Below are 20,683 nucleotides of genomic sequence, written 5' to 3'. Positions count from 1 at the left end.
AGTTCACCCGTGAGGTATCACGCCGGCGATCATTCCGCCGGCTGTGTCCCGCCATCGCCGTCGCGAAAGCCGATCTTGGGCGATGCGGGTCCGAGCGCCGGCGCGTTGGGGCCGGCGATCCCGACCACCTCCGCCCCGTCGTCGCCGGGCCGGAAGGTGAGCAGACGACGACCCAGTCGTGGCCCTGCCCAGCGCTCGATACCGACCGCGATGCTGAACGTCGCCGGCACGATCAGCAGCGTCAGCACGGTCGACATCACCAGACCACCGATCACGGTGATGCCCATCGGCGCGCGGAACGATCCGTCGCCGCCGATCGACAGCGCGGTCGGCACCATGCCCGCGACCATCGCGACCGTGGTCATGACGATCGGCTGCGCGCGCTTGTGCCCGGCATCGACGATCGCGGTCCAGATATCGACGCCCTTGCCCATCTCCTCAAGCGCGAAGTCGATCAGCAGGATCGAGTTCTTCGCGACGATCCCGAGCAGCATTAGCAGCCCGATATAGACCGGCATCGAGATAGGATGGCCCGTCACCCACAAGGCGAGCAGTCCGCCGAGCGGCGCGAGGATCAGCGAGCCCATGTTGACGAACGGCGGCAACAGACGGCGATAGAGCAGCACGAGCACCGCGAAGACGAGCAGCACGCCCGCCACCACCGCGACGATGAAGTTGCTGATCATCTCGGCCTGCCACTTGGCCTGGCCGAGCACGAGTTCGCTCACCCCGATCGGCAGCGCGTTCATCGTCGGCAGCGCATGGATCTGCTTCTGCGCATCACCGCTGATTACGCCGGGCGCCAGGTCCGCACCGATTGACAGCTGACGCTGCTGGTTGACGCGGTCGATCTTGGTCGGCCCCGAGCCCAGCCCGATATCGGCGACGAGGCTGAGCGGCACCGATCCACCCGTCGCGGTGGCGACCGGCAGGTTCTGGATCGTCGCGAGGCTCGTCCGCGCATTCTGATCGAGCGCGACGCGGATCGGGATCTGGCGATCGCTGAGCGAGAAGCGCGCGCTGTTCTGGTCGATATCGCCCAGCGTCGCGATGCGGATCGCACTCGACAGGCCCTGCGTCGTCACGCCGAGATTGGCGGCGAGATCGAGCCGCGGTCGGATGACGATTTCAGGCCGCTGCAGATTGCCCGCGACGCGCGGCGCGACGAGCGAGGGCAGTTTCGCCATTTCGGTGACGATCTTCTGCGCGGTCGCGTCGAGCTTGACCGGGTCGTCGCCGCCCAGCGTGATCGTCACGTCGCGATTGCTGCCGCCCCAGCCGAACTGCGACCGGAACGACACGCGCGCATCGGGGATCGCCGCGAGTTGCGGCGCGAGGCTCCGCTCGAACGCGGTGCTCTTCATCGAGCGATCGTCCTTTAGCGTCGCGGTGACGCGGCCATTGCCGACTGCGGTGCGCGCATAGACCGATGCGACATCGGGTTGCGCCTGGAGGATGCTCGCGACCCGGGTCACGACCGCCTGAGTCTGCGCCAGCGTCGTGCCGGGGACCATGTCGATCGTCGCGGTGCTGGTGTCGCTGTCGCGCGGCGGCTGGAAGGTCGAGGGCAGGACGAAGAACATCGCGATCGTGATCGCGGTCGCCGCCGCACCCGCCACGACCGGCAGCCAGCGGTGCCGCAGCGTGAAGCGCAGCGACGCCATGTACCAGTCCATCAGCTTGCCTTCGCCGTGACTGGCGGTGCCGTGCGCCTTCAGGAAATAGGCCGCGATCATCGGCGTGATGAGGCGCGCGACCGCGAGGCTCATCAGCACCGAGGCGACCACGGTCAGACCGAAATTCTTGAAGAACTGACCCGAGATACCCGGCATCAGTCCGACCGGCAGGAACACCGCGACGATCGACATCGTCGTCGCCAGCACTGCCAGCCCGATCTCGTCGGCGGCGTCGATCGACGCCTGATAGGCGGATTTGCCCATCCGCATGTGCCGGACGATGTTCTCGATCTCGACGATCGCGTCATCGACCAGCACGCCCGCGACCAGGCTGAGCGCGAGCAGCGTCATCTGGTTCAGCGTGAAGCCGAGCAGATCCATGAACCAGAAAGCGGGAATCGCCGACAGCGGAATCGCGAGCGCGGAGATGATCGTCGCGCGCCAGTCGCGCAGGAACAGGAACACCACGATCACCGCGAGCACCGCGCCCTCGATCATCGCATCGATCGCGCTGTGATATTGCTCCTCGGTATATTTCACGCTGTTCGAGCGCAGCACGAAATGCACTGCCGGATTGCGCTTCTCCAGCGCCTCGAGCTTCTTGACCGCATCGTTGAACACGGTGACGTCGGACGCGCCCTTGGCACGCTGAAAGTCGAAGCTGATGACCTGGCGACCGTTGATTGCCGCCGCCGTCCGCTGCTCGGCATAAAGGTCGCGGACCTGCGCGATGTCCGCCAGCCGCACGGTCCGCCCGCCGACCGAGATCTGCGTCTGGCCAAGGTCATAGGCGTTCTTGGCATTGCCGAGCACGCGGACCGACTGTTCGGATCCGGCGATCTCCGCGCGGCCGCCCGCCGCGTTCAGATTGACCTGACGCAACTGCGCGTTGACCTGGCTCGCCGTCAGGCCTTGGCTCTGCAGCTTGACGGGATCGAGGATCACGCGAATCTCGCGGCTCACCCCGCCATTGCGGTTGACCGCGGCAAGCCCCGATACCGACAGCAGCTCCTTGGCTACAGTATTGTCGATGTACCAGCTGAGCTGTTCGACCGTCATGTCGCTGGCGATCGCGGAATAGCTCGCGATATCCTCGTCGGTGGTGTTGGCGCGGAACACCTGCGGCTCGAGGATCCCCTCGGGCAGGTCGCCGCGAATCTGCGCGATCGCGTCGCGCACGTCGTTGACCGCGCGGTCGATCGGCGTGCCGATATTGAGCTGGATGACCGTCTGCGACGTACCTTCGGTGACCGTCGAGCTGATCTGGTCGATGCCCTGGAGCGTCCGCACCGCCGCCTCGACCCGCTGCGTGACCTGGGTTTCCAGTTCGGTCGGCGCCGCGCCCGGCTGGCTGATGACGACGATCGCGATCGGGAAATCGATATCCGGATCGTTGTTCACGTCCATCCGCATGAAACTGACGATTCCCGCCAGCGTCAGTGCGAGGAACAGCACGATCGGCGGTACCGGGTTGCGGATCGCCCAAGCCGAGATGTTGCGGAAACCCATGGTGCGTCAGCCCCGTTTGATACTGGTGGGTGTCGTCGTCGCGCTGGTCGTCGCCTTGGTCACGGGCTTGACCTTCTGCCCCGGTGCGAGGAACCCGCCGGCCGACTGGACGACGCGTTCGTTGCCCTGCAGCCCGCCTGCAATCGTCACCGCACTGTCGGAAACCTGACCGATCTTCACGTCGCGGCGCACCACCTTGTCGTCGGGACCGACAACATACACGAAACTGCCCTTGTCGTCGCTCTGCAACGCCGAGTCGGGAAGCTGCGGTGCGACCGTCGCGCCACCGACGATCGACGCCGCGGCAAACCCGCCCGGGCGCAGCGCGGGATCATAGGCGAGCGCGATTCGCGCGACGCCCTGGCGCGTCTGTGGGTCGATCACCGGCGACACCTGCCAGACCTCACCCTTATACCCCTTGGCCGAACCGACCGGGGTCACCGTCGCCCGCGCGCCGACTGGAAGGCCGAGCAGATCGCTTTCGGCCAGCGCTGCGCGCATTTCCATCTGTCCGCCCATCGCCATGCGGAACAGCACGCCGGTCCCCGAGCTGACGATCTGCCCGGGCTCGACGCCGCGGGTCAGCACGAGGCCGGCGGCCGGTGCACGGATGTCGAGTCGCCCGTTGCGCGCGCGGGCCTCGCCGAGCGACGCCTGCGCCACCTTGACGCGCGCCGCCGCCGCATCGCGCGTCGCCGCCTTGCGCTGGAGATCCGCCTTCGAGATGAACCCGCGATCGACCAGCTGCTGCGCACGGTCGAGCTCCGCCTGTGCGATCGTCTCGTCCGACCGCGCCACCGATACGGATGCCGACAGCGATGCCGCGGTCTCGGTCTGGACCGAGCGGTCGACCGTCGCGAGCACCTGCCCCGCCGCGACCCACTGGCCCGGCTCGACCAGCACGCGCGTGATCATCCCGCCCTCGCCCGCGACGCCGACGGGCATTTCGCGGCGCGCGGCCAGCGTACCGGTCGCGGCGATCACGCGGTCGACGGTCTGGCGACCGGGCACGATGACGGTGACGCTCGGAATCTGCTCGGTCGGCGCGCCGGGCGCCGCCGCATCCTTCTTGCCCGATCCGAACGCGAACCAGGCAATGGCCAGCGCCGCGAGGATGACGACCACCGCGATGATGATGTTGCGACGGGTATGCGACGGCGGCGTCTGATCCGTCAGCACCTGCTGCGGCTCGCCGCCGATCGTCCTGGCTTCGTAGTTCATGCGCGCGCTATCCCCGTCCCGACCCGAATCCGCCGGACCACTCGCCAGCTGTATTATATAAATAGATCACCGTGCTCAAGCCCCCCGGCACGCCGCGCAGCCAAATGTCAGACATGACCAGGATCGCACCTGTCTGCAAGCTGCACGCGATGTTCAGCCTGCGTTGACCCGGCTTCGATCAATCGCGAAAGCAGGCTGACTTACAGGGAGACACGATATGACCAGGTTCACCATGATCGCGACGCTGGCGGCGGTTCCGCTCGCCGCCGCGATCCCCGCCGCCGCTTCGGCGCAGGCGCAGGCGTCGACGGTCGAACCGATGGTCCCCGCGACTGGGACCGTGCTCGACGTCAGCGCCGAGGGCCGCACCACGCGCGTGCCCGATGTCGCGACGATCCGTGCGGGTGTCGTCTCGCAGGCGACGACCGCCGCGGCTGCGCTGGCGGACAATGCGCAGCGGATGAATCGCGTGCTCGCAGCGTTGAAGAAGGCCGGGGTCGCGCCGCGCGACATCGCCACCGCGACGGTCGGGCTCGCGCCGCAATATCGCTATGCCGACAACCAGCCGCCGGCGGTCACCGGCTATCAGGCGACCAACAGCGTCTCGATCCGCTTCCGCGACGTGGCGAAGTCGGGCGCGATCCTCGATGCGCTGGTCGCCGAAGGTGCGAACCAGATCGACGGGCCCAATCTGTCGATCGACCAGCCCGATGCGGCGCTGGACGAGGCGCGGGCCGATGCGGTCAAGCGCGCGCGTGCCCGCGCCGAGATCTATGCGCGGTCCGCCGGGATGCGCGTCTCGCGGATCGTCTCGATCACCGAGAATGGCGAGAACGCCGGCAACCCGAACCCGCCGGTGTTCATGGCCCGCGCCTCGATGGCCAAGGACAGCACCCAGATCGTCGCGGGCGAGAAGGACGTCACCGTCTCGGTCCAGGTCCGCTTCCTGCTGAACTGAGCGCATAGAAAAAGGGCCGCCCGGTCGCCCGGACGGCCCTTTTTCAACGCTGTGTAGCGACCGCTCTTAGCGGACGCTGCCGCGGCGCACGAGGTTGACGATCGCGAGCAGCACGATCGCGCCAAGCAGCGACACGATGAAGGAGGTCAGCGTCAGCGGTGCGCTGTTGATCGAGCCACCCGACAGGATCAGGCCGCCGATGAAGGCGCCGACGATGCCGACGATGATGTTCAGGAAGATGCCCTGCTGCGCGTCGGTGCGCATGATCATGCTGGCAATCCAGCCGATGACGCCGCCGATGATCAGCCAAAGAATGATACCCATTTTACTTTCCCTCCGTTGTTCCCGTAGCCGGGCGATGGCGGAAAGACGTGCGAGCACGGACGTTTGTTCCGCCCGCGTTTTGATTATGTAGGCTGATTCGGGTCAGTATTTTTGCTGCCTTTCGTACAGCGACTTATAGTGCTGGATCCGTGTCACGCGCAGGCCCGGCATCCCCGACCGGTCGATCGCGCGCTGCCATCCGGCAAATTCCTCGACCGTCAGTCCATAGCGGTCGCAGACCTCGTCGACCGACAACAGACCGCCATTGACCGCGGCGACGACCTCGGCCTTGCGGCGTACGACCCACCGCGTCGTGCTCGGCGGCGGCAGCGAATCCAGCGTCAATTGCTCGCCGAGCGGTCCGATGACCTTGGCAGGGCGGAACTTCTGGTTCTCGATCATTTACAACCTCTGATCGGGGCGGGGGCCCCCTCTCGATACGTGGCTACGACCCGTAGCCAAGGGAGTTGAAGAATGGCTGAAACGCCGCGGTAAACGCCGCGGTCATTCCTGTTTCCATCGCGTCAAGGCATCCGCCATTGGCCCGTTGAACGCCCCGTGGACGGGGGCGAACAGCTTGGGATCGATCGCACCCCGCGAAAACCCGGCCTGAACCGCCGCGGTCGGGCTCGCCGCCTGACGCGCGGCGATCCCGACGATCAACACCGCCAGGTCACCGGGCAGAACGGTCAGCTCGGCCTCTCGATCGAAACGGGGGAAGCTCAGATCCAACGCGACACTCGCAAAACACCAACTAGAGGTTCCGTCTAAACGCCGGGGAATGAAAACGAGGTAAAGTTCGGGACAAAGAGTTGTCGCGCCTGTCGCTTTTTTTGCAACGCCTCGTCGCAGAGACTATGGTGTACCGATGGAACAGGCGGATTTTCAGCTCGGCGGCGCGACACCAGGGTCGGGGTCGCTGGCCGGTCGACGGATCGTCGTCGCGATGTCGGGCGGGGTCGACAGCTCGGTCGTCGCGGCGCTCGCGCATGCGACCGGCGCGGAGACGATCGGCGTGACGTTGCAACTCTACGACCACGGCGAGGCGGTCGGCCGCGCGGGCTCGTGCTGCGCGGGCCGCGACATTCGCGACGCGCGCGCGGTTTGCGACCGGCTGGGCATCGCACATTACGTCTTCGATCATGAATCGAGCTTTCGCGAACAGGTCGTCGACACCTTTGCCGACGCTTATCTCGCGGGGCGCACGCCGATCCCGTGCGTCCAGTGCAACATGGGACCCAAGTTCACCGATCTGCTGAAGCTCGCGCGCGATCTCGGCGCGGACTGCCTGGCGACCGGCCATTATGTCCGCCGCGTCGAGGGGACGCACGGCGCCGAACTCCACTGCGGCGCGGATCCTGCCCGCGACCAGAGCTATTTCCTGTTCGCGACGACGCAGGCGCAGCTCGACTATCTGCGCTTTCCGCTCGGCGGCCTGCCCAAGGCGCGCGTGCGTGAGATCGCGGCCGAACTCGGCCTAGGCGTCGCGGCCAAGCCCGACAGTCAGGATATCTGCTTCGTCCCCGACGGCGATTACGCCGGACTGGTCAAGAAGCTGCGCCCGGAGGCGGATACCGCGGGCGATATCGTCGATATCGGCGGCATGAAGCTCGGCGAGCATCGCGGGCTCATCCACTTCACCGTCGGCCAGCGTCGCGGACTGGAGATCGGCGGCAGCCCCGAGCCGCTTTACGTCGTGCGCGTCGAGCCCGACACGAAGCGCGTCGTCGTCGGCCCGCGCCGGGCGCTCGCGGTTTCGGCGGCACAGCTGAGCGACATCAACTGGCTCGGCGACGATTTCACCGGGCCGCTCACCGCCAAGGTGCGCTCGATGGCCAAGCCCGTCCCGGCCCGCCTGGTCGGCGACCGCGTCGTGTTCGACGCACCCGAATATGGTGTCGCACCGGGACAGGCGACTGTCCTTTATGCCGGCGACCGCGTGCTCGGCGGCGGCTGGATCGCGTCGACCGAGGCGGCACTCGCCGCCGCCTGACGCGTTGGGCGTGGCATGGATATCGACGACCTGCGACGCCAGATGGAAGCCGCCGCCGCGGCGATGGACTTCGAGACCGCGGGCCGGCTGCGCGACCAGATCAGCCTGCTCCGCGGCGGCGGCACCGTCGCCGACACCGCGGGACTCACCCGCCAGCAACCCGGCGCGATGGGTCTGGGCACCAGCCAGCAACGCCTGACGCCGCCGCCCGGCTGGGTGAAGCCCAAGAAGCCTGACCCGATGACCAAGGGCCGCAAGCGCTAAGCGCCACGCCGCTCCCCAACCCGTCATCCTGACGAAAGTCAGGATCCAGGGTGACGGAGCGAGACGATCTTGGCTCTGGATCCTGACTTTCGTCAGGATGACGGGCTGATTTAGACCGTGATCACGGCAGCAGGAACGTGCCCTCGATCACCGTCACGCACGCACCGCCAAGCACCACCCGGTCGCCTTCGAGCCGGCACGTCAGCCGCCCCCCGCGCGCGCTCGCCTGGAACGCGGTGAAACTGTCGCCCAGCGTCTGCGCCCAGTACGGCACCATCACCGCATGCGCCGACCCCGTCACCGGGTCCTCGTTGATCGCATAATAAGGCGTGAAGACGCGGCTGACGATCGCGGTCGCTGACCCCTTCGCCGCGACGATCGCGACGATTGGAAACTTCGCCAGCGCGACGAAATCCGGTTTCAGGTTGCGGACGATCGCCTCGTCCTCGACGATCACCAGCGCATAGCCCTTGTCGTGCCACAAGGTCTCGACCGGCGAATCGATCGTCAGTGCCGCGACGATCTCCGGCATCGCCTTCGGCGCGGGCGCCCAGGCCGGCAGCTCGAGCGTGTATCCGCCATCCGCGCAGGCGACCTCGAGGATCCCCGCCTGCCGCGTTGCGAACCGGACCCTGTCGCGCGCGCTATCCGACGACAGCACGAAATGCCCGCTCGCCAGCGTTGCATGACCGCACAGCGCGACCTCTGCGCCCGGCGTGAACCAGCGCAGGTCGAAATCGACGCCCTCTTCGGCCGAGGGGACGATGAACGCGGTCTCGCTCAGGTTGTTCTCCTGCGCGATATCCAGCAGCACCGCATCGTCGAGCCACGCCGAAAGCGGCATCACCGCCGCCGGATTGCCCGCAAAGGCCGTGTCGGCGAACGCATCGATCTGCGCGAACGGTATTCTCATGCTGCTGCCCCTCATACCCGGTTGTCGGGCACCTAGCGGGTTAAACCCGCTTGCCAAACCAATGCGGCGTCACGTCCGCCTCGACCAGCGGATTGTCGGTATCGACATGCCCTTCGGGATCAAGGTGGATCAGCACTTCGACCTTGGGGAAGGCGGTGCGCAGGTTGCGCTCGACTGCCTCGACGATGTCGTGGGCATGCGCAACGGTCAGGTCGCGCGCGACTTCCATATGGAACTGTGCGAAATCATGGCTGCCCGACCGGCGGGTGCGGAAGTCATGGATGCCGCGGATGCCGGGCTGGCGCGCGGCGACGTCGAGGAACTGCGCACGCAGATCCTCGGGCCATTCCTTGTCCATCAACTGGTCGATCGCATTCGACGATGCCGAGAAGGCACCCCAGGCGAGCCACAAAGCGATGACGATGCCGAAGATCGGATCCGCCCCGCTCCACCCCAAATACTGGTCGAGCACCAGCGCGACGATCACCGACCCGTTCAGCAGCACGTCCGACTGGTAATGGACATTGTCCGCAAGGATCGCGACCGATCCGGTCTGGCGGATGATCCGGCGCTGATAGGCGAGCAGGAACACCGTCGCGACGATCGCGACGACCGACACGCCGATGCCGAAATCGGCGCCCGTGGTCGGCTGAGGATCGTTGAACGCGAGGATCGCGCGCCAGGCGATGCCGGCCGCCGACGCGGTGATCAGCATCACCTGGAACAGCGCGGCGAGCGCCTCCGCCTTGCCGTGGCCGAAGCGGTGGTCGTGATCGGCAGGCGTCGCCGCGAGCCGCACGCCGTACAGCGTGACGAGGCTGGCGAGCAGGTCGAGCGCGGTATCGGCCAGCGAGCCAAGCATCGCGACCGATCCGGTCGTCCACGCCGCAAAGCCCTTCAGCAGCAGCAGGAAACACGCCATCGCGACGCTGGCGAGCGCTGCGCGCGTCGCCAGCGGGATCACCCTGCGGCGTTCGTCCTGGGTCATGGGAACAGCAATCCTTCGGTCCAGCCTTCACCGTCGCGCACGAACAGTCGCCGCTCATGTAGGCGGTGTTCGCGGTCCTGCCACAGCTCGATGCGATCGGGCGCGATCCGGTACCCGCCCCAGTGCGGCGGCCGCGGCACGTCGCCACCCTCGAACCGCGCCTGCGCCTCGGCAAAACGGCGTTCGAACGTGTCGCGCGTGTCGAGCGGGCGCGATTGCTCCGACGCCCAGGCCCCGAGTTGCGAATCACGGCCGCGCGTCGCGAAATAGGCGTCCGATTCCGCATCGCTCACAAGGCTGACGCGCCCCTCGATCCGGACCTGCCGGCGCAGCGACTTCCAGTGGAAGAGCAACGCCGCATGCGCGTTCGCGGTCAGCTCGCCGGCCTTGCGGCTCTCGCGGTTGGTGTAGATGACGAAACCATCGGGGCCATGCCCTTTCAGCAGCACCATCCGCACCGACGGACGTCCCTGCGCATCCGCAGTGGCGAGGGCTACAGCGTTGGAGTCGTTGATTTCTGTCTGCCTGGCCTCGGCGTACCAGGCGTCGAACAGCGTGATCGGGTTGTCGGACATGGCAGCGCCATAGCGAAACTTCACGGGGCGCGAAACACCGCACGGCACGGCGCTCACGGAACGACTCGCGACGCCGACGATTGAATCGGTTTCGCAACGAAGGAAACCGCACCGTGGCAGCGCGCGCCTATTGGCAGGGACAGATCCGGCTCGCGCTGGTCTCGATCCCGGTCGAAATCTACTCCGCCACCAAATCGGGTGCGGCGGTCCCGTTCAAGCAGATCCACGAACCCTCGGGCCAGCCGATCCATTACGATAAGGTCGTCACCGGCGTCGGCCCGGTCGATGCGGACGAGATCATGAAGGGCTATGAGGTCGAAAAGGGCGAATATGTCCTGCTCGACCAGGACGAGATCGACGCGGTGAAGCTCGAATCGAAGAAGACGCTCGAGCTCACCCAGTTCGTCGATGCGAGCGAGATCGACGTGCTCTATTATGAAAAGCCCTATTTCGTCGTCCCTGCGGACGATCTGGCGGAGGAGGCGTTCATCGTCCTGCGCGAGGCACTCCGGCGGACCAAGAAGGTCGGGCTCGGCCAGCTCGCGATGCGCGGCCGCGAATATGTCGTCAGCCTCAAGCCGTGCGGGCGCGGCTTGGTGCTCGAGACGCTGCGCTACGCGGACGAGGTGCACAAGGCCCAGGGCTATTTCCGCGACATCCCCGACGACAAGCCCTCCGAGGAGCTTCTCGAACTCGCCGAGGCGCTGATCGAGAAGCGCAGCGGCGACTTCCACCCGCAGGACTTCCACGATCGGTATGTCGACGCGCTGAAGGACCTGATCGAACGCAAGCGCAAGGCGAACGGCAAGACGATCATCGACGACAAGGACAGCGGCGAGAGCAAGGGGTCGAACGTCGTCGACCTGATGGCGGCGCTGAAGAAGTCGATGGAGAAATCGGGCGGCACCGCGGCTGCGAAGAAGGCGCCCGCCAAGAAAGCCCCGGCCAAGACCGCGCCGAAGACTGCGACCAAGACCCCGGCCAAGAAACGTGCGTAACGCCCCCTGTTGTGTCCCTGCGAAGGCGGGGACCCAGCCTGGGCTCCCGCCTTCGCGGGAGACCGATGGTGGCTGACACCCCCGACCCCCTTGCGCTCTACAATGCCAAGCGGGACTTCGCGAAGACCGCCGAACCCGCGGGCACGCTGACCCCCGGCAACGGCAACAGCTTCATGGTGCAGAAGCACGACGCCACCCGCCTCCACTGGGACCTGCGCCTGGAGATCGACGGCGTCCTGAAAAGCTGGGCGGTCACCCGCGGCCCCAGCCTCGACCCCGACGAAAAGCGCCTCGCGGTCCGCACCGAGGACCATCCCTTGAGCTACGCCACGTTCGAAGGCGCGATCCCCGCGGGAGAATATGGCGGCGGCACGGTAATGCTGTGGGACCGCGGCACCTGGGCACCGATCAAGGGCAAGTCGGCGAAGGACCTCGACAAGGGCCATCTCCACTTCGTCCTCGATGGCGAGCGGATGAAGGGCGAATGGCTGCTGATCCGCCTGAAACCCCGCGCGAAGGAAAAGCGCGAGAACTGGCTGCTCCGCAAGATCGACGACGCCGCGGCGGGCGGCACCGACACGCTGGTCGACGAAGCGCTCACCAGCGTCTCGACAGGGCGTACGATGGCGGAGATCGCGGAAGGCAAGAAGCCGGCACGCGTGAGCAAACCCGCCCCTCCCCCGTCATCTAGGCGAAAGCCGGGATCCAGAGCCAAAAGCGTCGCGGCCCATACTTTGGATTCTGGCCTTCGCCAGGATGACGGCACGCTCCCCGATTTCCGCGACCCCCAACTTTGCACGCTCGTCGACGCCATCCCTACCGGCACCGCCTGGCTGCACGAGGTCAAATATGACGGCTACCGCGCGCTCGTCGCGGTCGCGAACGGCGAGGCCAAGGTCTTCACCCGCACCGGCCTCGACTGGACCGACAAGTTCGCCGGAATCGCCGCCGCTGCCGCGAAGCTCCCCGTGAAGTCGGCGCTGCTCGACGGCGAGATCGTCGCCTTCAAGAACGGCCACCCCGATTTCTCGACGCTGAAGGACGCGATCTCCAGCGGCGGAGACATGACCTTGTTCGCGTTCGACCTGCTCGAAGTCGACGGTGAGGACCTGACCGGCCTGTCCAATCTCGACCGCAAGGCCCGGCTCGAACCGCTGATCCCGGCCGATGACGACCGCCTGCGCTATTCGGACCACGTCATCGGCGCGGGCGAGCAATTGTTCGAGACGATGTGCCGCGAAGGCCTCGAAGGCATCGTCTCGAAACGCGCCGACGCGCCCTATCAGGGCAAGCGGACCAAGGCGTGGCTCAAGGTCAAATGCACGCACCGCCAGGAATTCGTCATCGTCGGCTGGCTCCCGTCCGACAAGAAGCGCGGCTTCAAGTCGCTGCTGCTCGGCGTCCGCGACGGCAAGACCTATCGCTATGCGGGCAAGGTCGGCACCGGCTTCGACCAGGCGCTGATGGACGAGCTCCGCGGCAAGCTCGAGGCGCTCGGCCGCAAGACGCCGACCGTCGAAGCCCCGAAAGCCGCGGTCCGCGGCGCGCGCTGGGTCACGCCGAAGCTCGTCGCCGAGATCGCCTTTGCCGAAACCACCCCCGACGGCGTGCTGCGCCATTCAAGCTTCATCGGCCTGCGCGAGGACAAGGCGGCGAAGGACGTCGTCGCGGAGACCCCCGCCCCGCTCCCCGATGCCGCGCCTGAGACCACGATCAAGATCACCAACCGCGACCGCGTGATCTTCGACGAGTCCGACGTCACCAAGGGGGATCTCGCCGATTATTATACCGCGCTGTCGGGCCTCATCCTCCCCTTCGCGGGCAACCGCCCGATCAGCCTCGTCCGCTGCCCGCAAGGCCGGTCGCGCGCCTGCTTCTTCCAGAAACACGATGCCGGCAGCTTCGGCGACGCGGTCCATCAGGTACCGATCCGCGAGAAGGACGGATCGACCGAGGACTATCTCTATGTCGACGATGCCGACGGGCTGGTCGCCTGCGTCCAGATGGGGACGATCGAGTTCCACGGCTGGGGATCCTCCAACGAGACGCTCGAAAAGCCCGACCGGCTCGTCTTCGATCTCGACCCCGACGAGGGGCTCGACTTCGACGATACCAAGAAGGCCGCAGAGTATCTGAAGACGCAGCTCGCCGAACTCGGCCTCGTCAGCTTCGCAATGCTGTCAGGCGGCAAGGGCGTCCATGTCGTCGTCCCGCTCACCCCCAGGGCGGAATGGCCCGCGGTCAAGGATTTCGCCGACCGCTTCGCCCGCGCGCTGGCGAGTGCCGAACCCGACCGGTTCGTGGCATCGATGGCCAAGGCCAAGCGCAAGGGCCGGATCTTCATCGACTGGCTCCGCAACCAGCGCGGCAGCACCGCGGTGATGCCCTATTCCGCCCGCGTCCGCGCCGGCGCACCTGTCGCCGCGCCCGTGTCGTGGAGCGAATTGCGCGACATCGACACCGCCGCCCGCTGGGGTGTGCGCGACGCCGACGACCTGATCGCACGCGCCGGGTCGCGCGGGTTGAAGGGCTGGGGTGTGGCGGACCAGGTCCTGCCGGATTTCTGAAGGCGCGGCCGCCTGTATATGGCTCGTTCCCCGGCGAAGGCCGGGGCCCAGTTGGGGAACAGTCGCAAAGGATATGCAGCGCAAGGTTACGACCACCTTCCCACCTGGGCCCCGGCCTCCGCCGGGGAACGGCCAGCCCGGGAAAGTCCTGTTCCCCCTCCCCGACCTACCCCACGCCCGACAATTTAGGTTGCGCCGCACCAGCGAAAGGTGAAACACCCGCCGCCACTATTCGAAGGCATCAAGGCATGGAGATGGCGACGCAATCCACGCCCCCGACCGATACGGCGCAATCGAGCGCCTATGACGCGACACGCCATGCCGAGCGCTGGATCGCCGACTATTGCGCGCGCAGCACCGCCACCGACATGCTCTGCCCCGCCGCCGACGGCAGTATCGACCCCGCCTGGACCGCGACCTTCGCCGAGCTCGCGATGGTCGCCTCGGACGATCTCGGCCACGTTCGCGAACGCGTCCAGCGCCACGCGGTCGACATCGGCACCGGCTTCCGCATCGCCGACGAACCCGACGAGCGCCCCTGGCCCGTCTCCCCCGTCCCGCTGCTGATCGAGGCGGACGCGTGGGCGCGGATCGCCGCGGGCGTGGTCCAGCGCGCGACGCTGATGGAATCGGTGATCGCCGATCTGTACGGCGAGGGAAAGCTGGTCGCGGACGGCCATATCCCCGCCGCGCTCGTCACCGGCAGCCCGTTCTTCCTGCGGCCGATGGTCGGGCTCGATCCGCCCGGCGGCCGCCATCTCGATTTCATCGCGATCGATCTCGGCCGCGGGCCCAGTGGCGAATGGCGCGTGCTCGCCGACCATCTGCGCGCACCCGCGGGTGCGGGCTATGCGCTCGAGAACCGGCTCGCGGTCGGCCGGACGCTCGGCGGGTTGCAGGCGCGGCTGAACGTCCAGCGCCACGCGCCCTTCTTTGCCGCATTCCGCGCAGGGCTGGCGGCGATGTGCAAGCGCACCGATCCGCGGATCGGGCTGCTCACCCCCGGCCGGTTCAACCCGAGCTATCCCGAACAGGCGCATCTCGCGCGCTATCTGGGGCTGCTGCTCGTCGAGGGCGCGGATCTCGCCGCGCTGGAGGACAACCTCTATGTCCGCACGATCGGCGGGTTGAAGCGGATCGACGCGCTGTGGCGGCGGCTCGATCCGCGGCTGCTCGATCCGCTGGCGTTCGACACGCATTCGCAGATCGGCGTGCCCGGCCTGATCGACGCCTATGCCGCCGGCAATGTCGTGCTGTCGAACGCGCCCGGCTCCGCGGTGCTCGAGGCCCCCGCCTTCTCCGCCTTCCTGCCGCGACTCGCGCGCACGATCTTCGGCGAAGACCTGCTGCTGCCCAACATCGCGACCTGGTGGTGCGGGCAGGACGCGGCGCGGGCCGCGGTCGAGGCCGATCTCGACCGGCTGCTGATCGCCCCCGCCTATCACACCCGCCCGCTCGGCTTGCCCAACGGCGCGACCGCGGGTGCCGACATCACCGGCGCCGACCGTGCCGCGCTGCTCGCCGACATGGCCCGCCGCCCGCAGGATTATGTCGGGCAGGAGATCGTCCGCCTCTCGACCATGCCCGTCGTGGTTGGCGACACGCTCGAGCCGCGCCCGTTCACGCTGCGCGTCTTTGCAGCACGCGGCGGCGACGGCGAATGGACCGTGCTGCCTGGCGGGTTCGCGCGGATCGGCGAGCATCCCGACGCGCGCGCCGCAGTGATGGGCGAGGGCATCTGGTCCGCCGATGTCTGCGTCTATGGGCCCGAACCGGTCGCACCCGTCTCGCTGCTTACCGCGCCCGATTCGCTCCACGTCCGCCGCAATCCCGGCACGCTGCCCAGCCGAGTCGCGGACAATTTCTACTGGCTCGGCCGCTATCTCGAGCGCGGCGAGGCATTGCTCGCGGCGATCCGCGTGATGCTCGGCAATTCGATCGACGCGGACGGCGGCGCGGTGCTGTCGTCGCAGACCGTCGGCAAGCTCGTCGGGCTGATCGTCGGCAGCGGTGCCGCACCGCATCCCCCCGCGCTGCGCCGTGCCGACCTGACCGCGTTCGCGCGCACCGCGATGGAGGACGAGGGCTGGCAGTCGGTCGCGACGATCAACCGCCATGCGCGTGCGATCGGCGAGGGATCGCGCGACCGACTGTCCTCGGACATGGTCCGGCTGCTCGAGGCGCCCTTCCCCACGCATCGCGGGATGCTGGAGCGCGCCGGTTCGCTCCAGCGCCGCTATGCCGCGATCGCCGGGCTGTCCGCCGAGCATATGGGACGCACCGCGGCATGGCGGTTCCACGATCTCGGCCGCCGGATCGAGCGCGCGATGGCGATGGCCCGCGCGATCCGGCTGTTCGGCATGCCCGGCGCCTCGCCCGACGACCTGTCGGTGCTGCTCGACCTCGCCGACAGCCAGATCACCTATCGCCAGCGCTATCCGACGGGGATCGCGCGCGTGCCGGTCATGGATCTCGTCGCGCTCGACCCCGGCAACCCGCGCAGCCTCGCCTTCTCCGCCGACCGCATCGCCGCCCGGCTCGCCGAGCTGCCGGTGCTGAGCGACGACGAGATGGCCGAACCGCAACAGGCGCAGGCGACCGCACTCATGGCGATCGTGATGACCGCGACTGCGGCCGAGCTGGACGCGGATACGCTGGGCGACGTCGAACGCCGGCTGGCGGGCGTGTCGGACGCGCTGGCGAGACGCTATTTCCTGCAGGGCGCAGAACCGCTCCGCACCAGCGAACTGACGCTCGCATGATATACGACATCCGTCACGTCACCACCTTCGACTATGGCGCGAGCGTCAAGTTCGCGCGCTGCAACCTGCGGCTGAAGCCGATCGACTGGCCGGGCCAGCGGCTCGACGCCTACACGCTCTCGGTGCATCCCGCGGGACGCGTCAGCCCCGCGCGCGCCGAGGCGGGGCTCGCCAACGTCACCCGGCTGGTGGTCGACAGCCCGGTACGCCACCTGACGATCGAAAGCCGGTCGCGGATCACGGTCGACCGGCTCGTCCCCGTCCCCGCCGCCGGCGACCCGACGCTCGCCGAGATCGCGGCGTTGGCGCGCGCGAGCACTGACCTCTCCGCGGCGAGCCCCGCCACCTATCTCTATCCCTCGCCGCTGATCCCGCTCGACCATGCGATCGCCGATTATTGCGCGGCCGATCTCGACCCCGCGCGCGGCGCGCTGGAAGCAGGGATCGCGCTCGCCCGCCGGATCCAGCGCGAATTCGTGTTCGATGCGGACGCGACGCTGGTCGACACCCCGCCGCACGAGGCGTTTCTCCACCGCAAGGGCGTGTGCCAGGATTTCGCGCAGATCATGATCACCGGCCTGCGCGCCGCCGGCCTGCCTGCCGCCTATGCGTCCGGCTATATCCGCACCATCCCGCCCGCGGGCCAGCCGCGGCTGGTCGGCGCGGACGCGACGCATGCCTGGGTCCTGCTGTGGTGCGGGCCGGTGCATGGCTGGGTCGGGATGGATCCGACCAACGGCATCTGGATGGCCAGCGACCATATCGTCATGGCGGTCGGCCGCGATTATGCCGAGATCGCGCCGGTCGACGGCGTGGTGCTGGGCTCGGGCGCACAGAGCATGGACGTCAGCGTCGACGTCGCTCCGCTGGACGACACGGTTTCGAGCTAGCTCCTATGTGTTCCCCCGCGAAGGCGGGGGCCCAGAACCACGAACGCCGTCCCCGCGACTCTGGGCTCCCGCTTTCGCGGGAGAACAGACAGGTCAGTCCTTCCCCTCATGCGGGTTCGGATAGGACCCGCCGCCACTCTCGCCGCCCTTGTCCTTGGCCGGCGCATCGTTCACCCCGTCCTTCTGCTTGGCACCATCATCGCCCTCGGGCACGCCCTGCATCGGTTGCTTGTCAGCCATCATCGTCTCCTCTCGCCCGCCAAACGCACGGCACGGGAATTGCGTTGCGCCCGCGGCGGCCCCACATAGACGCGCAAGACAGAGTGGGGACCTAAGTGGCCGATCCGTACAAGACCCTGGGCGTTGCCCGCGACGCGAACGAAGCCGACATCAAGAAGGCGTATCGCAAGCTCGCCAAGGAGCTTCATCCCGATCGCAACAAGGACAATCCGAAGGCATCGGAGAAGTTCAGCCAGGTCACCAACGCGTACGATCTGCTGAACGACAAGGACAAGCGCGCGCGCTTCGATCGCGGCGAGATCGACGGCGACGGCAACCCCGCCGCGCCGTTCGGCTTCGGTGGCGGTGGCGGTGGGCGCCCTCAGCCCGGCGGTGGCTTTCGCAGCGAAGGTTATGAGAGCGGCGGCCCCGACATGAGCGACATCTTCGAGGGGCTGTTCGGCGGCGCCCAGCGCGGCGGTGGCGGCGGATTCGCGAGCGGCTTCGGCCGGCGCCCGCAGCCCAAGGGCGAAAACGTCGCCTATCGCCTGCAGGTCCCGTTCGTCGACGCGGCGACGCTCGAGCCCCAGCGCGTCACGCTCTCCGATGGCAAGACGCTCGATCTGAAACTGCCCGCAGGCGTCGAGAGTGGCACGCAGATGAAGCTCGCGGGCAAGGGCGAGCAGGGCCCGGGCGGCGCGGGCGATGCGATCCTGACCATCGATGTCCAGCCGCACCGCTTCTTCACGCGCGACGGCGACGACGTTCGCATCGACCTGCCGATCAGCCTTGCCGAGGCGGTGCTCGGCGGCTCGATCAAGGCGCCGACTGTCGAAAAGCCGGTCATGCTGACGATCCCCAAGGGTACGACCTCGGGCAAGACGCTGCGCCTCAAGGGCAAGGGCTTCCACAAGAAAACCGGTGGCCGCGGCGATCAGCTCGTCACGCTGATGATCGACATTCCGGCCGACAACAAGGCGCTTGCCGACTTCGTCGAGGGCTGGGCGAAGAGCAATACCGGGAACCCGCGGGGGGCCATGGGCGTCTGAACGCCTTGTGAACGACAGCAATCTTACGCCCGAGGCGCGTGCCCATGATCACGGCGGCACGCGCAGGCGCCTCAATCGCGGCATGGCGAAGGTCAAGCCGGGCAGCCACGCCTTCGAGGTCGTCAAGCGTGCCGCGGTCGGCGTGTTCAACGACGGATTCATCCACGCGGGCAACCTCGCCTATCTCGCGCTGATGACGGTCTTTCCGTTCTTCATCGTGGCCGCGGCGATCCTGTCGCTGTTCGGGCAGAGCACCGAGACGATCCGTGCGGTCGAATCCTTCCTGAACGTGCTGCCGCCCAACGTCGCCGACCTGCTGCGCAAGCCGATCGCCGACGTGCTGGCGGCGCGCACCGGCTCGCTGCTGTGGCTCGGCGCGCTGGTCGGGCTGTGGACCGTCGGCAGCTTCGTCGAGACGATCCGCGACATCTTTCACCGCGCCTATGGGATCAAGGCGACCGCACCCTTCTGGAAATCGCGGCTCGGCTCGTCGGCGGTGATCGTCGGATCGGTGATCATGGCGCTGCTCTCCTTCCTGGTGCAGGGCATCCTGACCGCGGCCGAACAGTTCATCTACCGCCTCGTCCCCTTCGCGCAGGACGCCGCCGGATGGGTCGGCCTGTCCCGCCTGATCCCCGGCCTGCTGATGTTCGGCGCGCTGTATTTGCTGTTCTACTCGGTGACGCCGTCGCGCTATCGCTATTCGAAATGCCGCAAATGGCCCGGCGCGCTCTTCACCGCCGTCTGGTGGATCAGCGCTACCGCATTGCTGCCGATCGTCCTGTCGAGCCTGGGTGGCTATGACCTGACCTATGGCAGCCTGGCGGGCGTCGTCATCATGCTGCTGTTCTTCTACGTCATCGGTCTGGGGCTCGTATTCGGGGCGCATTTGAACGCGGCACTGGCGGAACCCCTCGAAACAGCGCTAGAGCAACCGGCTGACGAGGTAGAGGCGAAGGCGAGAACGGCGTGAACGGTTTGATGGCGGGCAAGCGTGGGTTGATCATGGGGCTGGCGAACGACAAGTCGCTGGCCTGGGGAATCGCCAAGAAGCTGTCCGAGGCCGGCGCGGAGCTCGCGTTCAGTTATCAGGGCGAGACGATGGAGAAGCGCGTCCGTCCGCTCGCCGAGCAACTGGGCGTCGCGCGGCTGTTCGACTGCGACGTCTCCGACATGGGTGCGCTCGACGCGACCTTCGCCAAGCTGGCAGAGGAATGGCCGACGATCGATTTCGTCGTCCACGCGATCGGCTTTTCGGACAAGAACGAGCTGCGCGGGCGGTTCGTCGACACCAGCCTCGACAACTTCCTGATGACGATGAACATCAGCGTCTATTCGTTCGTCGCGGTCGCGCAGCGGGCGGCGAAGATGATGAACCCGGGCGGCTCGATGCTCACGCTCAGCTATTACGGCGCCGAGAAGGTCATCCCGCATTACAACGTGATGGGCGTCGCCAAGGCCGCGCTCGAGACGAGCGTCCAGTATCTCGCAGTCGATCTCGGCCGCGACAATATCCGCGTCAACGCGATCTCGGCCGGCCCGATCAAGACGCTGGCGGCCAGCGGGATCGGCGACTTCCGCCTGATCCTGAAGTGGAACGAGCTGAACTCGCCGCTCAAGCGCAACGTGACGATCGACGATGTCGGCGGCGCCGGGCTGTACCTGCTCAGCGACCTCGCATCGGGCGTCACGGGCGAAACCCACCATGTCGACGCCGGCTACAACGTGATCGGCATGAAAGCCGAAGACGCCCCCGACATCGCACTGGTGTAAACGG

19 protein-coding genes are annotated in these 20,683 nt (G+C 67.3%); 10 read left to right on the top strand and 9 right to left on the bottom strand.

Annotated features, from left to right (window positions below; translation table 11 throughout):
* Nucleotides 1-29: 29 nt before the first annotated feature.
* Nucleotides 30-3,185: an efflux RND transporter permease subunit gene (locus GV027_RS14450; protein WP_031440559.1), complete on the bottom strand. Its 3,156-nt coding sequence runs from the start codon at nucleotides 3,183-3,185 to the stop codon at nucleotides 30-32.
* A 6-nt stretch (nucleotides 3,186-3,191) separates the two neighbouring features.
* Nucleotides 3,192-4,406, bottom strand: a complete 1,215-nt coding sequence (locus GV027_RS14445; protein WP_159512295.1) for an efflux RND transporter periplasmic adaptor subunit — start codon at nucleotides 4,404-4,406, stop codon at nucleotides 3,192-3,194.
* Nucleotides 4,407-4,623: 217 nt separating this feature from the next.
* On the opposite strand from GV027_RS14445, the gene GV027_RS14440 reads away from it, so the two are divergent.
* A complete protein-coding gene (locus tag GV027_RS14440; RefSeq protein ID WP_159512294.1) occupies nucleotides 4,624-5,364 on the top strand; it encodes an SIMPL domain-containing protein in 741 nt (246 codons plus the stop codon).
* A 66-nt stretch (nucleotides 5,365-5,430) separates the two neighbouring features.
* Here GV027_RS14440 and GV027_RS14435 read toward each other — a convergent pair whose 3' ends face one another.
* From GV027_RS14435 to GV027_RS14425, 3 genes are all read right to left on the bottom strand, one after another.
* On the bottom strand, nucleotides 5,431-5,688 hold the full coding sequence (locus tag GV027_RS14435) for a GlsB/YeaQ/YmgE family stress response membrane protein (RefSeq protein ID WP_031393003.1): 258 nt from the start codon (nucleotides 5,686-5,688) through the stop codon (nucleotides 5,431-5,433).
* Between the two features lie 102 nt (nucleotides 5,689-5,790).
* On the bottom strand, nucleotides 5,791-6,090 hold the full coding sequence (sciP, locus tag GV027_RS14430) for a CtrA inhibitor SciP (protein ID WP_031393004.1): 300 nt from the start codon (nucleotides 6,088-6,090) through the stop codon (nucleotides 5,791-5,793).
* Nucleotides 6,091-6,192: 102 nt separating this feature from the next.
* Nucleotides 6,193-6,420 carry a hypothetical protein gene (locus GV027_RS14425; protein WP_031393005.1) on the bottom strand — a complete coding sequence of 76 codons (228 nt, stop codon included), beginning with the start codon at nucleotides 6,418-6,420 and terminating at the stop codon, nucleotides 6,193-6,195.
* Between the two features lie 136 nt (nucleotides 6,421-6,556).
* Between GV027_RS14425 and mnmA the strand changes: the two genes are divergently transcribed.
* Complete coding sequence (gene mnmA, locus GV027_RS14420) at nucleotides 6,557-7,681, top strand: tRNA 2-thiouridine(34) synthase MnmA (protein ID WP_159512293.1); 1,125 nt, start codon at nucleotides 6,557-6,559, stop codon at nucleotides 7,679-7,681.
* Nucleotides 7,682-7,696: 15 nt separating this feature from the next.
* Nucleotides 7,697-7,945: a UvrB/UvrC motif-containing protein gene (locus GV027_RS14415; protein ID WP_031440563.1), complete on the top strand. Its 249-nt coding sequence runs from the start codon at nucleotides 7,697-7,699 to the stop codon at nucleotides 7,943-7,945.
* Nucleotides 7,946-8,066: 121 nt separating this feature from the next.
* Here GV027_RS14415 and GV027_RS14410 read toward each other — a convergent pair whose 3' ends face one another.
* Genes GV027_RS14410 through pdxH form a run of 3 tightly spaced genes read right to left on the bottom strand, consistent with a single transcriptional unit; the run spans nucleotide 8,067 to nucleotide 10,421 of the window.
* Nucleotides 8,067-8,858 (bottom strand): PhzF family phenazine biosynthesis protein, encoded by a 792-nt coding sequence (locus GV027_RS14410; protein ID WP_031440564.1) that lies wholly within the window; start codon nucleotides 8,856-8,858, stop codon nucleotides 8,067-8,069.
* 40 nt (nucleotides 8,859-8,898) lie between these two features.
* Entirely contained in the window at nucleotides 8,899-9,846 is a 948-nt protein-coding gene (locus GV027_RS14405; RefSeq protein WP_037529981.1) for a cation diffusion facilitator family transporter, read from the bottom strand.
* Complete coding sequence (gene pdxH / locus GV027_RS14400; RefSeq protein WP_056674035.1) at nucleotides 9,843-10,421, bottom strand: pyridoxamine 5'-phosphate oxidase; 579 nt, start codon at nucleotides 10,419-10,421, stop codon at nucleotides 9,843-9,845. The genes GV027_RS14405 and pdxH overlap by 4 nt, the downstream gene beginning before the upstream one ends.
* Before the next feature lie 113 nt (nucleotides 10,422-10,534).
* Between pdxH and ku the strand changes: the two genes are divergently transcribed.
* The 4 genes from ku (at nucleotide 10,535) to GV027_RS14380 (ending at nucleotide 17,638) form a co-directional block, all read left to right on the top strand.
* A complete protein-coding gene (ku, locus tag GV027_RS14395) occupies nucleotides 10,535-11,419 on the top strand; it encodes a non-homologous end joining protein Ku (RefSeq protein WP_159512292.1) in 885 nt (294 codons plus the stop codon).
* A 65-nt stretch (nucleotides 11,420-11,484) separates the two neighbouring features.
* Entirely contained in the window at nucleotides 11,485-13,986 is a 2,502-nt protein-coding gene (gene ligD, locus GV027_RS14390; protein ID WP_159512291.1) for a DNA ligase D, read from the top strand.
* 254 nt (nucleotides 13,987-14,240) lie between these two features.
* The gene (locus tag GV027_RS14385; protein ID WP_159512290.1) at nucleotides 14,241-16,748 is read left to right on the top strand and encodes a circularly permuted type 2 ATP-grasp protein; all 2,508 of its coding nucleotides are present in this window, start codon (nucleotides 14,241-14,243) and stop codon (nucleotides 16,746-16,748) included.
* Nucleotides 16,745-17,638 (top strand): transglutaminase family protein, encoded by an 894-nt coding sequence (locus tag GV027_RS14380; protein ID WP_159512289.1) that lies wholly within the window; start codon nucleotides 16,745-16,747, stop codon nucleotides 17,636-17,638. The genes GV027_RS14385 and GV027_RS14380 overlap by 4 nt, the downstream gene beginning before the upstream one ends.
* A 93-nt stretch (nucleotides 17,639-17,731) precedes the next feature.
* Here GV027_RS14380 and GV027_RS14375 read toward each other — a convergent pair whose 3' ends face one another.
* Nucleotides 17,732-17,878: a hypothetical protein gene (locus GV027_RS14375; protein WP_156360378.1), complete on the bottom strand. Its 147-nt coding sequence runs from the start codon at nucleotides 17,876-17,878 to the stop codon at nucleotides 17,732-17,734.
* 95 nt (nucleotides 17,879-17,973) lie between these two features.
* On the opposite strand from GV027_RS14375, the gene GV027_RS14370 reads away from it, so the two are divergent.
* Genes GV027_RS14370 through fabI form a run of 3 tightly spaced genes read left to right on the top strand, consistent with a single transcriptional unit; the run spans nucleotide 17,974 to nucleotide 20,679 of the window.
* A complete protein-coding gene (locus tag GV027_RS14370) occupies nucleotides 17,974-18,906 on the top strand; it encodes a DnaJ C-terminal domain-containing protein (RefSeq protein WP_082446926.1) in 933 nt (310 codons plus the stop codon).
* Nucleotides 18,907-18,913: 7 nt separating this feature from the next.
* Entirely contained in the window at nucleotides 18,914-19,879 is a 966-nt protein-coding gene (locus GV027_RS14365; protein WP_201302627.1) for a YihY/virulence factor BrkB family protein, read from the top strand.
* Nucleotides 19,876-20,679 carry an enoyl-ACP reductase FabI gene (gene fabI, locus GV027_RS14360; RefSeq protein ID WP_107930438.1) on the top strand — a complete coding sequence of 268 codons (804 nt, stop codon included), beginning with the start codon at nucleotides 19,876-19,878 and terminating at the stop codon, nucleotides 20,677-20,679. The genes GV027_RS14365 and fabI overlap by 4 nt, the downstream gene beginning before the upstream one ends.
* Nucleotides 20,680-20,683: the final 4 nt, after the last annotated feature.

Source organism: Sphingomonas sp. T1, from assembly GCF_902506585.1.
In the GTDB taxonomy this organism is placed as follows: Bacteria; Pseudomonadota; Alphaproteobacteria; order Sphingomonadales; family Sphingomonadaceae; genus Sphingomonas; species Sphingomonas aerolata.
Note: the sequence above shows the minus strand (reverse complement) of the source record. Positions and strands in the feature narration are given on the sequence as shown.

Excerpts from the sequence above, each read along its gene's own strand:
- GV027_RS14450 (WP_031440559.1), bottom strand. The coding sequence starts at position 3,185 with ATGGGTTTCCGCAACATCTCGGCTTGGGCGATCCGCAACCCGGTACCG.
- GV027_RS14445 (WP_159512295.1), bottom strand. The coding sequence starts at position 4,406 with ATGAACTACGAAGCCAGGACGATCGGCGGCGAGCCGCAGCAGGTGCTG.
- GV027_RS14440 (WP_159512294.1), top strand. The coding sequence starts at position 4,624 with ATGACCAGGTTCACCATGATCGCGACGCTGGCGGCGGTTCCGCTCGCC.
- GV027_RS14435 (WP_031393003.1), bottom strand. The coding sequence starts at position 5,688 with ATGGGTATCATTCTTTGGCTGATCATCGGCGGCGTCATCGGCTGGATT.
- sciP (WP_031393004.1), bottom strand. The coding sequence starts at position 6,090 with ATGATCGAGAACCAGAAGTTCCGCCCTGCCAAGGTCATCGGACCGCTC.
- mnmA (WP_159512293.1), top strand. The coding sequence starts at position 6,557 with ATGGAACAGGCGGATTTTCAGCTCGGCGGCGCGACACCAGGGTCGGGG.
- GV027_RS14415 (WP_031440563.1), top strand. The coding sequence starts at position 7,697 with ATGGATATCGACGACCTGCGACGCCAGATGGAAGCCGCCGCCGCGGCG.
- GV027_RS14410 (WP_031440564.1), bottom strand. The coding sequence starts at position 8,858 with ATGAGAATACCGTTCGCGCAGATCGATGCGTTCGCCGACACGGCCTTT.
- GV027_RS14405 (WP_037529981.1), bottom strand. The coding sequence starts at position 9,846 with ATGACCCAGGACGAACGCCGCAGGGTGATCCCGCTGGCGACGCGCGCA.
- pdxH (WP_056674035.1), bottom strand. The coding sequence starts at position 10,421 with ATGTCCGACAACCCGATCACGCTGTTCGACGCCTGGTACGCCGAGGCC.
- ligD (WP_159512291.1), top strand. The coding sequence starts at position 11,485 with ATGGTGGCTGACACCCCCGACCCCCTTGCGCTCTACAATGCCAAGCGG.
- GV027_RS14385 (WP_159512290.1), top strand. The coding sequence starts at position 14,241 with ATGGCGACGCAATCCACGCCCCCGACCGATACGGCGCAATCGAGCGCC.
- GV027_RS14380 (WP_159512289.1), top strand. The coding sequence starts at position 16,745 with ATGATATACGACATCCGTCACGTCACCACCTTCGACTATGGCGCGAGC.
- GV027_RS14375 (WP_156360378.1), bottom strand. The coding sequence starts at position 17,878 with ATGGCTGACAAGCAACCGATGCAGGGCGTGCCCGAGGGCGATGATGGT.